A 16,616-nucleotide genomic window follows, 5' to 3' on the forward strand; every position below is an offset into this window, starting at 1 on the left:
GTATCTGCTACTTACTATTGTTATTCGTTAAGGTGAATCCATGACTGCATTATGTACCACTGATACGCCAAAACTTACTCAACACTCTCAGCCAGCAGATGAGCATCGTCTATCTGATAAGACACTAATTATTTTTGACTGGGATGGCACGCTGATGGATTCTATCGGCTTAATTGTGGATTCTATGCATGTGGCTGGAGAGGCGCATGGATTCAAGACGACTGATAAAGCGGTGAAAGACATCATTGGTCTGAGTTTAATGAATGGTATCGAGATTTTATATCCTTATGCAGATGAGTCGCAGACGCTCGCCATTCAGCAGACTTATGCAGAGTACTATATTGCTAATAGCCACTGCACGCCACTCTTTGAGCCGATAGAGGATATGTTGCAGACTCTGCAGGAGCAGGGCAAAAAGCTTGCTGTTGCAACTGGTAAAAAAAGAAAAGGGCTAGATCGTGTATTGGATGCCTCTGATAGTCGCGATTATTTTGTCATGACACGCTGTGCTGATGAGTCAGGCTCAAAGCCTGATCCGCAGATGTTGACTGATATCTTGGATTACACGCAGCAGCAAATATCTGATGCCGTGTTCATCGGTGACAGTATCTATGATATTCAAATGGCAACCAAACTGGGTATGACCAGTATCGCGGTCAACTATGGCACGGCAACAAGTGCAGAGCTTGCAGAGCAAAATCCGACATATCAGGTTGACACGCCGCAAGCATTGGCTAAGCTATTGTGTGCTTAAATAAAAGCCTTTTTAACTTACATAAAAAAAGGGTTTATCGTTAATATCGACAAACCCCTTTTTTGATGCCTGGCAAAGACAATATTTATTCAGCATCTTTTGGTGCGTCTGTCACTGAGTTAGCTGCCAGTTGTTCACTAGCATCATTAGCAGTATCATTTTGTGTCAGATTACTCTCAATGATTTTGTCATTATCCAGTTGATAATCGTACCATCTACCCATGACACCAGCCAGCTCATCCAGACCTTCTTTTCTCAAGGCTGAAAACAACTGGATAGTACAGTTTAAGCCGAGTTTTTTGAGTCTTTTGCGGGTATTGAGTAGGGCATTTTTGGACGCGCCATATTTTAGCTTGTCAGCTTTGGTGAGCAAAATATGGACAGGTAGCTCGCCATCTTTTGCCCAATGTAGCATCTGCTCGTCAAAGAACTTGAGTGGGTGACGAATGTCCGTCATCAGCACTAGGCCAGCAAGGCTTGAGCGCGACACCAAGTATTCTTCTAGCTCGACCTGCCATTCTTTTTTCATCTCAAGTGGTACAGCGGCATAGCCGTAACCTGGCAAATCAACCAGTCGTCTATCAGTGTTACCGATACTAAAAAAGTTAATCATTTGCGTGCGTCCAGGCGTTTTGGACGAGCGTGCAAGCTGGCGCTGATTGGTCAAAGCGTTGATAGCTGAGGATTTACCAGCGTTCGAGCGTCCTGCAAAGGCAACTTCTAATCCCATATCAGGTGGGCATAGCTTAAAGGTGGGCGCTGAGGTCATAAATTCAGTCTGCTGAATTTTCTGACGGGATTTGGTGTTAAACAGCGCATGTTCGGCAGCAACATCGGTAAACGGGGTATTCATAAATGGCTCATTAATCTTAAAAAATTAGATACGGGTATAAAATTTCGGTTAGCTGGTGGTTGGTTTAAGCCATGACTTCAATTTAGCAAATATGCAAAAAGTGGAAAGAGGCTCTTCTTTATCAGCGCTTACACCTTGTAAAGTTAGCGATTTGATATTATCCGCTATTCTATACTATTACCTGTCTTACTTATTGAAATAACTGCGATTAGCATCATATAAATAGTAGGATAACATTAAAGTTAATTGTTGATTAGAATAAGTTTTTAGTATTAACAAAGCTGAATATAATTTATCTATGTTTGCATGACATATATTGTTACAATGTTTAATAAAAGACATTTAATAAAACGATTGATGTGACACGTGAAATCTCACGAGGAGGTGCTCTATGTTTTCAATCAATAGACTTCTTAGTAAGGGCTATCATGCTCTAACAGTTGGCAGTGCTGCCTTACTGCTAAGTGGCATCATGATCAGTAGCGCAGGTGCGGCTGATATTGCTACTACTTATGATAACTCATGTGCAGCCTGTCATGATAGTGGCGCACTAAATGCTATCAAAAAAGGCGATAGTGCCAAATGGCAGAAACTTATTGAGCAAAAGGGCATGCCGACACTCATTAAATCTGTCAAAAGTGGCATGATTCAAATGCCAGCAGGCGGTCTTTGTAACACCTGTAGCGATGATGACTACCGTAAGCTTATCGAGTATATGAGCAAGTAGTCCATTTAGACATGAAGCTTGAAGCGATAAAATAGAGCGCTGGGTTTACAACCTGAATGCGCTTTTTATTTTTGCCCTATACTTTAGGCTTGTTCATCAGAAAACTGATGAATACTACGATTAAGTAGGCAAATGATACAAAGTCTTGCTATAATAATCGAAAATAAACCCTGATGTTAGTAAGTACTTTCAGACTGCTTGTGTCCAAGACCTCAAAATATATGCCACGCCTATGATTAAAGAGGCGACTATATTAGGTATCTTATCCGTGCAATCACTCTAAATAATGCTTACGCCGAGCTAGTAGGATTTGTATCAATGAAAAAGTTAATCGCTGCTGCCAGCTTATGCGTTGCAAGTTTCAGCGTACAAGCTGCTATTATTGTTCCTGAGTATGACGTCGATGCAGGTCAGAAAATTGCAGAAACCGTTTGTGCTGCTTGTCATGGTCTTAATGGGGTCAGTATTGTTCCTGCGCAGCCAAACCTTGGCGGCCAAAATGTAAAATATCTTTATAAACAGTTAGTTAACTTTAAAGCAGGTTATCGCAAAAACGGTATCATGCAGTCACAGGTTGCTAACTTGTCTCAGCAAGATCTAGCCAACGTGGCAGGTTACTACTCTAGCCAAGCGCCTTGGGGTGTTGGATACGGCAACCCTGCAACGAACCAAGAAGCCACCAAACTATTCTTGGGTGGCGATAAATCACGCGGTGTGATTGGTTGTGCTGGTTGTCATGGTCCGGATGGTGCAGGTAACCCTTGGGCAGCGTTTCCAAAATTAGGCGGACAGCATGCTCAATACATTGCCACTCAGCTAAAACTATTCCGTGCCGCTGGACGTGCTGATGATATCGATAGCGATGATCAAAAACGTGTCAATGATGCTGCGAAAGAAGGTGAGATGGGTATGATGCAAACCGTTGCATCGAAATTATCAGATCGTGACATTCGTATCTTGTCAGACTATGTGAGTGCTATTCACTAATTAAACGGCACTGATGATCACTATCTGATACGCACGTTGTAGATAGAATTATTGATCATGTCTGAATGACTAAACCCCGATTTCGGGGTTTTTTTATAACTGTTTGTCCCTTATATTGAAAAGACAGTGTACAGCTGAATTGCTTTACAGAGGCAACTCATTGCTCTGTATAATTATAAATTACCGTTATTCACTTTATACCATACTCAAAAATGCGATTAGCTGTATCGAACTCGTTTTGCTTGCTACTGTCGTTTTTGTGAATGGTATTAGATCGTTTGGATTGAGATTATGATGATCCGTTATGCTTCTTATTTTATCGCGGTATTGTTACCGTTGTTATTATTTCGCTGGTTTGCCCCTGCTTCAATCGGTGAGATCGATTTTTGGTTATTATGGCTGCTAGCAATGGTGTTGGTCGCGTTGCCAGTTGTTTATGCTGAGATAGCTTTGGCTTATCGTAGTGTCGAGGGACCTTTGGCCGGTATGCAAAAGCTCACTCGCGAATCAGATGCAAGCCCAATATGGCGAAGCTTTGGTTGGCTGGCTGCATTGGTTTCTATTGTGATTGCAGCATTGATCATATCAGGTGCCAGTACAGGGATATTAACCGCTTTGACTGAGCTTAATAGTACCCCTGATGTACCAAGTTTTGCGGTTGCCGCAGGGTTGATGGTTATTACTGTGCTATTAAGTCTGCTTGGGACCGCGCCTTTGCCTATTGGCCTCGGATTGATGGTCATTGGATTAATACTGAGCATCGCAAATGGTGTACCTAATATTAGTTTTGCTATGACCGATATCAGCTTGGTTGAATGGGCGCGGGCAGTGGCGCTAGCATTGGTCAGTGTTGGTGCGGGTACAGGGTTGTACTGGTTCGGGCAAAACTTGGTCAGTAAGCAGACGGTCACTGCCGTGGAAGCAAACAGCCAACAGGCACAAAGTAGGGCTGCTCGTGATTATCGTGCCACTAAATTGGTATTGCCTATTTGGATTTTGCAGCTATTGGTAGGGGTTGTCGCGTTATTTATTAGTGGTATGTCGTTACCACCGATCGGGCAGCTACTCTATTGGGCAGGTGTTCTATTTGTCGCCAGCTATTTGCTGCATTACAGTACTCAGCAGTTAGCGCATAAGTTTGGGCTGTTAGTCAGCTTGATAATAACTTTTGTTTTAGCGTTGCTACTGGTGATTGCGATTCCGACGACTTGGCTGGTAGGCATTCTAGTTATAGTGAGTAGCATAGCGGTACTACTATTATCGGTATTTGCAGGATGGCAGATGAAGATCAGTCATTTACGCAAATCATTGAACTTTAGCAGCGAAGCATTCTATAACTTATGGCGAGTCGCGATACGTCTCGTCGTACCGCTGGCATTGCTATTGGCGTTAATAGGTTGGGTGATACAGTGGTTGAGCTAACAGGTGATGGCAGTAAGCATAGTAATGCGCTGCAATCGGAGTTAATAACAGTCTATCTGGCGTATGCGGAAGATGAGCAGCGCCAGCATTATCTGGCGTTAGAGGTTAGACAAGGTACGAGTCTGTATGAGGCCCTAGGCAAAGCTGGCTGGCTTGAAAGGTTTGCTGAGCTGGCAAAATGGTGTGAGCAAGCAGTAGACATTACAACGCCAACCGCTAAACGTTGGCATGTGGGCATCTATGCACAAAAACAGCCGCTGAATTATCTATTGCAGCCTTTTGACCGTATCGAGGTATATCGCAGTTTAAGCGCTGATCCAATGTCTCAGCGCAAAAATAAATCTCGCGGTTAAGTTATTATTTATTTTAACTGTTAGTCATTCGAGCTGATAAGTCGTACAGATTACGATGCTGGTAAGCTCTCGATACCTTCGATGCGAGTGACCAAACCATTATCATCAAAGTAAACGACTAAGTGTTGGCTTGCATTTTTAACATCAGCAATGCCTTTGCGGCGGCCTTCGGTGCCTGCTTGGTAATCGTAAATGTAATCCCAGCGCTTAGGCTCAAGGGTATCTCTAATCGCAGGACTGCCAAGGATATAAAGTACTTGGTTCTGATTCATCCCTACTTTTAGTTTTTGTGCTTGGGTTTGAGTAATCGCTGTGCCTTGAGGCAAATCAATCTTATAAACGCTCAATAGTGAGCAGCCAGACGTAGCGACAGTAGCGCTCAGCATACTGGTGATAACAATGTTACGTAGTACGCTGGCATGGCTTAACGGACGAAAATTTAATGTCTTTATCATGGTAAGATGACTCATAAGAAATGAATTAGGCGCGGCCAAAGTTAGATGGTGCGAGTCTGACCGACAATCTTGGACAAATGATACGTCATTTACTTGCAATTGCCTACCACTTACGACATTATTTACCAAACACCACCTGAATGGTTTTATTATTTATATTTTAAATTCATAGGCTTGCACTGCGGTTATTCAGGGAATTATAAAGCAGTCCGTCACCTCATCAGCACTGTTTTGAGGGTGTTAAAACCACTTATATTTAATAAAGAATAATCAGCAACGATTATTTATCTCATATTTTTTAGTTTTTCATTTGCTAAGACTGTCACAGTCAAAAGGGATATTATGGCTTCTTTTACCAATCAAGATTTACGTAGAGCAGGATTGAAGGTTACGTTACCTCGTATTAAGATTTTAGAGCTGCTAGAAAGCGCCGAGTTACACCACATGAGTGCAGAAGAAATATACAAAGCGCTCATCGAACAAGGTGAAGATGTTGGTCTTGCCACGGTTTATCGTGTACTCACCCAATTTGAGCAGGCGGGCATTGTAGAGCGTCATAACTTTGAAAATAACTTGTCAGTGTTTGAAATTACCCAAGAAGAGCATCACGATCACTTGGTTTGCAATGTTTGTGGCAAAATCATTGAATTCCATAACGAGATGATCGAGGAAGAGCAGCTGAAAGTCGCAGAAAAGCACGGCTTTAAACTATCAGGTCACTCGTTAGTCTTATATGGTATCTGTGCTGACCAAGCTTGCAGAGACAGTGCCAAGTAAAGACCTTGGTTATCAATTAAAGCTTTATTTTTATAAATGACGCTAAGATCTCTTATATTAAAAAGCCCTCATTATCAATAATGAGGGCTTTTTTGAGTTTAATTTTTCAGTATGTACTGACATCACTCTCAATAGCTTAACTGATGTCTAACGATAAACTATCGGCACCTTCATCTAAATTAGCCTTACCGTTTTTGCTACTGAGCTTAATTTTTAGGCGTAAGTCGTTAGGGGAGTCAGCATGCAAAATTGCTTCTTTATAAGTGATCTCTCCTTGTTCATACAAGTCAAAAAGCGCTTGATCAAAGGTTTGCATACCGCTGTCTCGAGAGCGTGTCATGACGTCTTTGATTTCATGCACCTCACCTTTACGGATATAGTCGCTAATTAGCTGTGAGTTTAATAAAATCTCAATAGCAGCACGGCGTCCTCTGCCATCAGGGGTTGGAATGAGCTGCTGAGCGATAATGGCCTGCAAGTTCAGCGACAAATCCATAAATAGCTGATTATGACGACTGGTTTCAAAGAAATGAATAATACGGTCAATCGCTTGGTTGGCATTATTGGCATGCAAGGTTGCAAATACCAGATGCCCTGTCTCAGCGTACTGGATCGCGTAGCTCATGACCTCGCGGTTACGAATCTCACCAATCAAGATGACATCTGGTGCTTGGCGTAGCGTATTTTTTAGTCCTGCTTCAAATGAGTGCGTATCGATACCGACTTCACGCTGAGTGATGATACAACCACGATGTTTATGGACAAACTCGATAGGGTCTTCTATGGTAATGATATGCCCATGAGAGTTTTGGTTACGATGTCCAATCATAGCCGCGAGCGTAGAGGATTTACCTGTGCCGGTCGCGCCGACCAGCAAGATAATGCCGCGCTTTTTCATGGCCAGTTCTTTGAGCGCTGGCGGCAAGCGTAGTTCCTCAACAGTTGGGATCTTATTCTCAATTTTCCGTAAAATCATTCCTGCCATATCGCGCTGTATGAATGCACTGACCCGAAAACGTGCTTGCTGTGCTTCATCAGATATAGCAAATTGACACTCGTTCGTCTCTTTAAATTCTTTTTGCTGGCTAGGGGTCATCACTCCTTTGACTAACATCATGGTTTGATCAGCGGTCAAAGGGGTTTTACCGACAGGTAAAATTTTTCCATTTACTTTCATGGAAGGCGCTACATCAGCAGTAATAAAAAGGTCAGAGCCATTTTTATTAATCATCAACTGCAATAATTTATCAATGTCCATATCGTACCTGCATTCGATGTAAGTCGATTAAAAGTTATTTAGAGTAGTGTATTAAAGGTCATTCATAGAGACCAATAACAATTTAGCACCATTCACGCTTTTTTGTGATTTGGCTGAGACTATAAAAATGCCTCAGGTTGCTTGGCATAAGGGCGAGCCACATCTTTACTGATGGTGCCTTTGCCAACCAAGTTTTTTAGCGTTTGATCAAGCGTAATCATGCCTTCGCCTGCACCCGTTTGGATGGCAGAATACATCTGAGCAATTTTGTTTTCACGTATTAAGTTACGGATAGCGGGTGTGCCTAGCATGATTTCATGAGCTGCCACACGTCCACCAGCTTGACGACGCAATAGGGTTTGTGAAATAACGGCTTGTAGTGACTCCGATAGCATGGCACGAATCATATCTTTTTCGGCGGCAGGGAATACGTCGATGACACGGTCAATCGTCTTAGCGGCTGAGCTAGTATGCAGAGTGCCGAATACTAAATGTCCTGTTTCGGCCGCAGTCAGTGCCAAACGAATGGTCTCAAGGTCACGTAACTCACCAACCAAGATGACATCTGGATCTTCTCGCAATGCTGAACGTAATGCAGGCTCAAAACCTAAGGTATCGCGGTGCACTTCACGCTGGTTAATCAGGCTTTTTTTCGATTCATGGACAAATTCAATCGGATCTTCAATTGTTAAAATATGCTCTTTACGACTTTCGTTAATATAATCAATCATGGCCGCTAGCGTCGTCGATTTACCCGAACCAGTTGGGCCGGTAACTAACACCACGCCACGTTTGAAGTCTGAGACACGTTTGAACACGTCGCCCATCCCTAAGTCTTCCATGGTCAATACTTTAGAAGGGATGGTACGAAATACCGCGCCTGCGCCGCGATTTTGATTGAATGCATTGACTCGAAAACGTGCCAAGTTTGGAATCTCAAAAGAAAAGTCTGTCTCAAAGAACTCTTCAAAATCAGCGCGCTGCTTGTCGTTCATAATGTCATAAATGAGCTGATGAACCACTTGGTGCGTCATCGCAGGCATATTGATGCGTGTCATCTCACCATCGGTACGAATCATCGCAGGCATGCCAGCTGAAATATGTAAATCCGATGCTTTATGTTTGACCGTAAAACGTAGCAAGTCTTCGATACTTAAGGTGTTTTTTTCAGCCATAATCCGATATTCCTATCAATTAGTCAGGGTAAGACAAAAGAGCATAAAGGCACGTGGTAAACTATCCATCAATCGCTTTGTTCAAGCGTAAAATATTGAAGAGTGAACCAGCATGCCGTCTTTACCACCGCTATCATATTCAGTAGCATATGTTAAAGCATGTAACAATATCATAACAAGACTGTGAGTATTTAACCATCTACTCCTTTAAGAAAATATGAAATTAGTCATTTTTCAGCTAATTTTATATATGGGCGATAAATAATTTTTTATTAAAAATATTTAAATTAAGCAGTCTCAGCCATAAACTTTTTATAAAACCTATTAAAAATTAAGTAAATTTTGAGAGCCTTATATATGACTGATATGAAAGAGACAAATCAAAGTGTTGATAATCAGACGCTTGTCGCTAATTGGCAGCAAGTCAAAGAGCAAATGACCCAAGCCTATGAGCAGGCATCTGAGCGAGATAGTAGATCTGCCAATACTACCATTTTGCTAGCCGTGTCAAAAACCAAGCCTGCCAATATGATTGCTACTTTGGCGAATGAGGGACAGCAGCACTTTGGCGAAAACTATCTACAAGAAGCCATTGAAAAAATAAATACGCTAAAATCGAATCCTGCATGCGCAGATATCGTCTGGCATTATATCGGCAGTATTCAGCGTAATAAAACACGCGATATTGCCGAGCATTTTGATTGGGTGCAAACCCTTGAGCGCGATATCATTGCCAAACGTTTAAACGATCAACGCCCAGATGAGCTCCCAGCATTGAACGTATTAATTCAGGTAAATATTGATAACGAAGACAGCAAGTCAGGTTGCCTACCAGCAGAACTGCCAGCATTGATCATAGCGATTAAAGGCTATGAGCGCTTGCAACTGCGCGGGTTGATGATTATCCCTGCCAAAGCAGATACAAACGCTTTTGCACGAACCAAGGCATTGTTTGACGATATAAAAGCCAGCCATCCAGAGTTGGATGCTTGGGATACGCTTAGCATGGGGATGAGTGGTGATATGGCAGAGGCGATAGACAATGGCTCTACCATGGTGCGTGTTGGTACGGCTATCTTTGGTGCGCGAGATTAGAATGCTGCGTCCTAGGCCAATCGAATAAATGATTAATTGGCCAATCAATCAAACCGTATCTTCTCGTTTGGTCACTAGCATTTGCGTGATTTTTAGATTGTCCGTTGCAATGATTTCAAACCGATAATTGGCATACTCGATGGTATCGGTCTTCTTAGGAATTTTGCGCAGCATATACATCATAAAGCCACTGATGGTCTCATAGTTCTCACTGCGCGGTAAATCGACGATATCTAATGCACGAATGACATCTTCAATAGGGGTCATTCCATCAATCAGCCATGAGTTGTCTGTACGCTGAACAATAGGCTGTTCCTCAAGTGTTACCAGCTCACCCATCACAATGCTCATCACGTCTTTGAGTGTGATAACACCAACCACAAGCCCATATTCATTCACGATGACAGCGAAGTCTGCGCCAGTCGATTTGAACATCTCTAATACTTCAAACAAAGACAAGGTGTCCGGTACAAATAGTGCCGGTTTTAATAGAGATTTGTCTGTCAGATTGACCTCTTGCTGATTTAAAACCAAGGCCAGAAAGCTACGAGACTCTACATAACCCACGATATGTTCTAGGTCGTCATCATGGCAGACCAAAAACTTATTGTGCGGCTGCTCAATCATGATATTTACGACTTCTTCGGTACTGGTTTTGGTATCAAAATAAACGATATTTTCGCGTGGGTTCATCACTGAGGTGACGGTACGCTCCTGCATATCAAAGATATTTTCTATCAGATGATGCTCTTGTTTTTTTAGCACGCCTGCTTCAGCGCCTGCATCCATGACGGCATAGATATCTTCTGGGGTCATATCGTCTTGGCGGATGGTTGAGATACCAAAGGATTTAAAAAGGATATTTGCAGCGCCATCGAACACCCAGATAATGGGTTTTAATACAAAAATCAAGAGAATCATTGGGCGTACAAGGCGGACCGCTATCGCCTCAGCACTCGACATTGCCAAGCGTCTGGGCATCAGATCTGCAAGTAATGAAAACAGACTGGTGATGAGTGCAAACGATATCACTGAAGCCACCGCTTCACTATTAAACATCTGCTCCAGATAAGGACTAATGGCTGACTCGCCTACAGCACCCGCCGAGATAGCAACCGCATTCAGTACTATCTGTACGACCGTGATAAAGCTCCCAGGGTGATCCTGCATATTGAGGACATCAAGTGCGCGAACATCGCCTTCTTTGGCCATGATTTGCAATTTGATTTTGCGCCCTGCGGCAATCGCAATTTCAGCAGCAGAGACAAAGGTACTCAAGGCAAGTAGAAGGAGAAGAAAAACACTGGCAGTTAGCAAGCTCATGACATACTCGAAAAGAAGTAAAGAGGAATTGGGTCAAAAATAATCAGTAGGTAAAGGGAGAAGATCAGAAGGTGGACGGTAAATTTGTTCATGTATAAAAACCAAAAAAGCTGGGCAAGCACCCAGCTAATAGGAAAAATTCGACGTTTTGTCAAACGATCTGACTTGCACCTTTCAACTCATAAATTCGTAAATCATCTAGGGCGTGTTGAACATTCGACTATGGCACTGACAGCGACTATTTTTTAGGCGATTCGATGTTAAAAATAATAAGTTTAGTCATTCTAAGCGCTTATTTTTAACGATGAAGCGGCAAAAAAGAGTCCTGTCCCTGCGGGCTGATGCTAAAATTGCCCCATACTGCGTTACAAATCTCGCTAAGGCATCTCCATTATCGTCGCTTTGTGCCTTGTCTGGAACAATTTTAGCGATCAGCAGTGCCTATTTGCGAATGTTCAACACGCCCTAAGCTGAAAGGCAAGCGCGATTTAGCCTTTGATTGACCACTTATTGACCAACGGATAGCGGCGTTCACGTCCAAAAGCTTTGTGGCTGATCTTTGTACCGATGGGCGATTGCAAGCGTTTATACTCGCTATTGTCTACCATCTTGATGACTTTTGCGACCATCTCAGCATCAAAGCCTTTATCGATAATTTCCTGATAGCCCATATCTTCATCGATATAAGACATCAAGATATCGTCCAATACATCATAATCAGGCAAGCTGTCTTGATCTTTTTGATCTGGACGTAGCTCAGCAGATGGCGGACGAGTAATAACGCGCTCAGGGATGACAGGCGTATCTTCTAGGCGATTGCGGTAGCTCGCCAATTTGTAGACTTGTGATTTATACACGTCTTTTAGTACGTCAAAGCCGCCAGCCATATCGCCATACAATGTTGAGTAACCAACTGCTAATTCTGATTTGTTACCTGTCGTGATGACCAAATGACCAAACTTGTTGGACAGTGCCATCAACACAACACCGCGAGCACGGGCTTGGATGTTCTCTTCGGTTGTATCCGCTGGTGACTTGTTAAATAGAGGCGCTAGTGTATGACGAATACCTTCGACGGCATCGAAAATAGGACACACAGTATAAGAGACATTTAAGCGACGTGCCTGAGCCTGTGCATCTTCTAGACTGATCTGAGAGGTATATTCATACGGCATCATGACGGCATAGACCTTGTCAGCGCCCAACGCATCAACCGCGATACAGAGTGTCAGTGCTGAATCAATACCACCTGACAATCCAACAATAATGCCAGAGAATCCTGAGTGATTGACATAGTCGCGTAGACCGACGACCAATGCCTGATACATCTCAGACTCACGGCTTAGAGACAAAGGTGCTTTGGCTTGATTATTGAATTTAGCCGTGTTGACATCTAAAGTGGCCAATAATAACTGGTTCATAAAGCGCGGTGCTTCATGGGCCACGCTGCCATCGGCTTGCACAGCCATAGAGCCGCCATCAAATACAAGATCGTCTTGACCGCCAACTGCATTGACATAGACGATAGGTAAATTGTTTTCACGGCTGCGCTTGGCAAGCATGGCTTTGCGGTTGTTTTGTTTTTCAATCTCAAAAGGTGAGGCGTTTAAGCTAACAATGAGGTCAGCACCTTGTTTTTTGAGTTCAGCAATCGGGTTTTTGTCCCACAAATCTTCACAAATGAGCAGGCCAATGGTAATGCCTTTATAGTCAAATAAGACTTGATTGCGACCTTTATCAAAATAACGGCGCTCATCAAAGACGCCATAGTTTGGCAACATCTGCTTGTGATAGAAGCCCTTTTGATGACCATTATGTAAGATAGCAGCGGAGTTAAAAGTACCGTGATGATCGACATGCGGATAGCCGACAATCATGACGATATCGTCGATATCACTCAAGGTAGATAAGGCGCTTTTGACACGGCCTGATAGGCTTGGGCGTAGCAATAAATCTTGCGGAGGATAGCCTAGTAGTGCCAGCTCTGGAAATACGATAACGTCAGCACCTTGTTCGCGTGCTTGTAATGCAAGCGTGCGCATTTTTTCAACGTTGGTTGCGATATCGCCTACCAAAAAATGTGACTGCGCTAAAGCAAAAGTGACCGTATCTTGTGGTTTGTTGGTCTTGCTGGCTTCATGTGAGGGGTTAAGATTGGGATTATCAGTGTCTTTTGACATTGTTATTGTTCCTATCGATATATTATTAAAATTTGGTGAGTCTGTATTGATTTAAAATAAAATCAAAGTAAGTCCGAAATTCATTCAAAACTGCGTGCTCGCTTATCAAGCTCGAATGTTGAGTTGATATGACAAGCCTAAATCCTACATAATCGCTTAGACAATGCTTAAAAGCATAATTGCTTATGCCTCCTATCCCAAATGATCGTGCCATCCTAAAATGAGATCTTATGATAGTCTAGAAGAAGACGATACAAGAGGGTCTGGAATCTGCCTTGATAGATGCGATGTTTATGCAACGACAAAAATAAAAGCGTACAAATGCACTTAACTATATTGAAAAGCTTAAAATAATTGCTTTAGTATAACATCAATTGTCGTGACAAATAGAACGCACCAGTGAATTCCCTGATAAGATTGCAGTTTAATAGCTGAATATAAAAGCAGCTGCGATGGCACTGTTTTTCACAGTAAATCCATGCATTATGCGCTAGTCATTCCGGTCATCATCTAGTAAGCTTGCATAGACAAAGTTGTAAGTAAAGATTACAACATAGCGTTATATAATTATCATAATCTATTGCATAATGGAGCGTAATAGCTGCGTTTTTCGCGATGTTATTTATCAGAGTGATAGTTTGTAAATACGCAGTATTGCCATGTGATTTAATGGGTTTGACACCGTTTTTTCTTTATATACTTATAATCTACCATCCTCTCTAATGGATACAGTTTATGGACAGCGTCTATAAGCTGATGTTTATCACACATTTATAAACTTGCCAGCAAAGTTATCGTTTGCTGTCCGCTCTTGGTTTATACGCTATGATTGAAAATTGGACAAAAGAATTTATTATCCAGCGCTTGCTTGCGATTACTTTGCTGGTTGCGCTGTTCGTATTATGCTTTAAAGTGGTGCAGTTTTTTATTGTACCGGCATTGTGGGCGGCAATTTTGGCGTATGTGACGTTCCCTATTTATGAGTTTTTTCACGAAAAAGTTAAACTGAGTCCAGATTTTAGCGCTGCCATTATGACCGTGAGCATCTCCTTGATAATAGGTGTGCCATTGGTTATTGGTGTGTTTATTTTGCAGCAAGAAGCGTTGAGCTTAATCAGTAATTTGGTCTATCGTATTAAAGTGGGCTATTTGGATGTGCCTGACTCATTTAAAGACTTGCCGATTATCGGTCAGCAAATCAAAGACGTACTGTGGCGAATCAATAAAAACCCAGAAGGCACGCTAGAAGCCTTCCGTCTTTGGGTTCAGTCGCACTTGTATTATGGCAAGGTAGCATTTGACGTGGTGTTCAGTGGTCTGGCTAAGCTGGGTATGGCGCTGATGACACTATTCTTTTTTTATCGTGATGGTACTAGTCTGGTTCGTCAGATTCGCCAAGCGCTGCGTAACATCATCGGCAATCGCATCGATGGCTATATCGATTCTGTAGGTACAACCACGCGTGCGGTGGTATACGGCATCGGGCTGACGGCATTGGCTCAGGCGCTATTGGCTGGTATCGGCTATTACTTCGCTGGTGCGCCAAGCCCTATCTTATTGACCATTGTCACGTTTATTATTGCGTTGATTCCCTTTGGTACGCCATTTGTTTGGGGCGGTGTGTCTGTCTGGCTCTTGAGCCAAGGACATACTGCAGAAGGGATTGGTTTGGCACTATGGGGCGTGTTTGTTATTAGCTGGGTGGATAATCTCATTCGACCTATTGTTATAAGTGGTGCGACCAAAATCCCATTTATTATTATTTTTATCGGTGTGTTGGGCGGTCTAACCGCATTTGGGTTTGTTGGATTGTTCATCGGCCCTGTGGTACTGGCTATCGGTCTTGCCGTATGGCGCGAGTGGATATCGCAGCACAAAAATGAGATATTTGCGCCACAAGACGTCACGCTCTCTGACTCAAATGCCATAGCGCCAGTACATAATCCAGCACAAGACACAGTCAGTGGAAATGAGTCTACATAGAAAACCCTTATCGATAGAGAAAATTGCCAATGACAAACAATGATATTGCAGATGCTATGGACAATAAGATAAACCAGATGGCCAAAGGTATCACGATCGTTGCTGATAGCAATATTGCTAGCCTGAATGATTTTTTTAATCACGCTACATTAGGTCAGTTGTCTGGGCAAACAGTCAAAATTATACCGGTCGCTGGTCGTGATATTGACGCAAAGCTGCTGTCTGAAGTACAGCCAGATATTTTGTTAATACGCTCGGTCACGCAAGTCAATGAGGCGCTGTTGGCTGAAAATCACAGTGTGCAATTTGTTGGCTCAGCGACTATCGGTACAGATCATGTCGACCAAGACTATTTAGCGATGCGCGATATTACTTTTGCCAATGCCGCTGGTTGTAGCAAGCACTCGGTGGCTCAGTATGTACTGACGGCTATCTTGACCATACGTCCAAACTACTGGCAGCAGCCTGTGACACTCGGTATCATCGGCCTTGGCAATATTGGCAGTACGCTTGCTCAGTATGCCAATGACTTGGGCTGGCAGGTGCTTGGATACGATCCATTATTACCAAGCTCTACTATTAATAATGCCAGCCTTGAGCAGGTGCTTTCTCAAAGTAACGCGGTGAGTTTGCATGTGCCCCTGACAAGTGAGAAAGTTGATAGTGATGCTAAAGGCAGTGACTATCCAACGCGTCATCTCATCAATGCAGAGACATTGGCCATGATGCCTGCTGATAACATATTGATTAATAGCGCGCGCGGCCCTGTGGTCAATGAAAATGATCTCAAGAACGATATTGCTCATACTGGGCGGCAAGTGGTTTTGGATGTGTTTGAGCATGAGCCAACGGTTGCTGACAGCCTACTAGCTAAGCTCACAATCGCCACACCGCATATCGCTGGCTATACATTAGAGGGCAAGCTACGTGGTACACAAATCATCTATGATGCCTTATGTGAGAAGCTAGCGATCATACCTGCCCAGTCTATGTCCAACCTGCTACCGCTTAACCTGTTTTTGTGGTCTGAGTTAAAAGCAAACCCAGACAGATTGTCAAAGTTTTATGACATTATGCAAGATGATGCCTTGTTGCGAAGCAAAATATCTGATGAAAATCCTGACAAACAAGTGAATGGCGCAGATTTTGACGGTCTGAGGCGTGATTACCACTTGCGCCGTGAGTGGCAATCCTAATCTAGCAATTTAAAAATACTATTCTTAAAAACATAAATAATCTACGTCATGGAAGCATTATTATTTGTGAATCACGGT

General features: G+C 42.8%; 15 protein-coding genes. 9 read left to right on the forward strand and 6 right to left on the reverse strand.

Translation table 11 applies throughout. The annotated features are described in order from the left end of the window. Positions 1-40 precede the first annotated feature (40 nt). The gene (locus tag CUR83_RS02395) at positions 41-754 is read left to right on the forward strand and encodes an HAD family hydrolase (RefSeq protein ID WP_284719002.1); all 714 of its coding nucleotides are present in this window, start codon (positions 41-43) and stop codon (positions 752-754) included. An 85-nt stretch (positions 755-839) separates the two neighbouring features. Here CUR83_RS02395 and yihA read toward each other — a convergent pair whose 3' ends face one another. Then, positions 840-1,607: a ribosome biogenesis GTP-binding protein YihA/YsxC gene (gene yihA, locus CUR83_RS02400; protein ID WP_284719003.1), complete on the reverse strand. Its 768-nt coding sequence runs from the start codon at positions 1,605-1,607 to the stop codon at positions 840-842. 391 nt (positions 1,608-1,998) lie between these two features. Here yihA and CUR83_RS02405 point away from each other — a divergent pair, with 391 nt between their 5' ends. From CUR83_RS02405 to CUR83_RS02420, 4 genes are all read left to right on the forward strand, one after another. Next, the gene (locus tag CUR83_RS02405) at positions 1,999-2,334 is read left to right on the forward strand and encodes a c-type cytochrome (protein ID WP_058024226.1); all 336 of its coding nucleotides are present in this window, start codon (positions 1,999-2,001) and stop codon (positions 2,332-2,334) included. A gap of 318 nt (positions 2,335-2,652) precedes the next feature. Then, positions 2,653-3,321 (forward strand): c-type cytochrome, encoded by a 669-nt coding sequence (locus tag CUR83_RS02410; protein ID WP_212563949.1) that lies wholly within the window; start codon positions 2,653-2,655, stop codon positions 3,319-3,321. Positions 3,322-3,612: 291 nt separating this feature from the next. After that, entirely contained in the window at positions 3,613-4,743 is a 1,131-nt protein-coding gene (locus CUR83_RS02415; protein WP_284719004.1) for a hypothetical protein, read from the forward strand. Next, positions 4,731-5,096 carry an RnfH family protein gene (locus tag CUR83_RS02420; protein ID WP_284719005.1) on the forward strand — a complete coding sequence of 122 codons (366 nt, stop codon included), beginning with the start codon at positions 4,731-4,733 and terminating at the stop codon, positions 5,094-5,096. Before CUR83_RS02415 ends, CUR83_RS02420 begins: the two co-directional genes overlap by 13 nt. Before the next feature lie 50 nt (positions 5,097-5,146). Here CUR83_RS02420 and CUR83_RS02425 read toward each other — a convergent pair whose 3' ends face one another. Then, the gene (locus CUR83_RS02425; protein ID WP_284719006.1) at positions 5,147-5,566 is read right to left on the reverse strand and encodes an outer membrane protein assembly factor BamE; all 420 of its coding nucleotides are present in this window, start codon (positions 5,564-5,566) and stop codon (positions 5,147-5,149) included. A 327-nt stretch (positions 5,567-5,893) separates the two neighbouring features. Between CUR83_RS02425 and fur the strand changes: the two genes are divergently transcribed. Continuing rightward, positions 5,894-6,328 carry a ferric iron uptake transcriptional regulator gene (gene fur / locus CUR83_RS02430; protein WP_284719007.1) on the forward strand — a complete coding sequence of 145 codons (435 nt, stop codon included), beginning with the start codon at positions 5,894-5,896 and terminating at the stop codon, positions 6,326-6,328. 136 nt (positions 6,329-6,464) lie between these two features. On the opposite strand, the gene CUR83_RS02435 is transcribed toward fur, so the two are convergent. Together CUR83_RS02435 and CUR83_RS02440 are read right to left on the reverse strand one after the other, a co-directional pair. After that, on the reverse strand, positions 6,465-7,586 hold the full coding sequence (locus tag CUR83_RS02435) for a PilT/PilU family type 4a pilus ATPase (RefSeq protein WP_284719008.1): 1,122 nt from the start codon (positions 7,584-7,586) through the stop codon (positions 6,465-6,467). A 119-nt stretch (positions 7,587-7,705) separates the two neighbouring features. Then, positions 7,706-8,761 carry a type IV pilus twitching motility protein PilT gene (locus CUR83_RS02440; protein ID WP_058024233.1) on the reverse strand — a complete coding sequence of 352 codons (1,056 nt, stop codon included), beginning with the start codon at positions 8,759-8,761 and terminating at the stop codon, positions 7,706-7,708. Between the two features lie 366 nt (positions 8,762-9,127). Between CUR83_RS02440 and CUR83_RS02445 the strand changes: the two genes are divergently transcribed. Continuing rightward, entirely contained in the window at positions 9,128-9,856 is a 729-nt protein-coding gene (locus CUR83_RS02445; protein ID WP_284719796.1) for a YggS family pyridoxal phosphate-dependent enzyme, read from the forward strand. Positions 9,857-9,904: 48 nt separating this feature from the next. On the opposite strand, the gene paeA is transcribed toward CUR83_RS02445, so the two are convergent. Continuing rightward, on the reverse strand, positions 9,905-11,179 hold the full coding sequence (gene paeA, locus CUR83_RS02450; RefSeq protein WP_093067574.1) for a polyamine export protein PaeA: 1,275 nt from the start codon (positions 11,177-11,179) through the stop codon (positions 9,905-9,907). Between the two features lie 488 nt (positions 11,180-11,667). After that, complete coding sequence (locus CUR83_RS02455; RefSeq protein ID WP_284719009.1) at positions 11,668-13,359, reverse strand: NAD+ synthase; 1,692 nt, start codon at positions 13,357-13,359, stop codon at positions 11,668-11,670. An 825-nt stretch (positions 13,360-14,184) separates the two neighbouring features. On the opposite strand from CUR83_RS02455, the gene CUR83_RS02460 reads away from it, so the two are divergent. Both CUR83_RS02460 and CUR83_RS02465 read left to right on the forward strand, forming a co-directional pair. Then, entirely contained in the window at positions 14,185-15,342 is a 1,158-nt protein-coding gene (locus CUR83_RS02460) for an AI-2E family transporter (RefSeq protein ID WP_058024236.1), read from the forward strand. A 77-nt stretch (positions 15,343-15,419) separates the two neighbouring features. Continuing rightward, a complete protein-coding gene (locus CUR83_RS02465) occupies positions 15,420-16,538 on the forward strand; it encodes a 4-phosphoerythronate dehydrogenase (protein ID WP_284719797.1) in 1,119 nt (372 codons plus the stop codon). Positions 16,539-16,616: the final 78 nt, after the last annotated feature.

This window comes from Psychrobacter pocilloporae (genome assembly GCF_029872915.1).
Taxonomy (GTDB): Bacteria; Pseudomonadota; Gammaproteobacteria; order Pseudomonadales; family Moraxellaceae; genus Psychrobacter; species Psychrobacter pacificensis.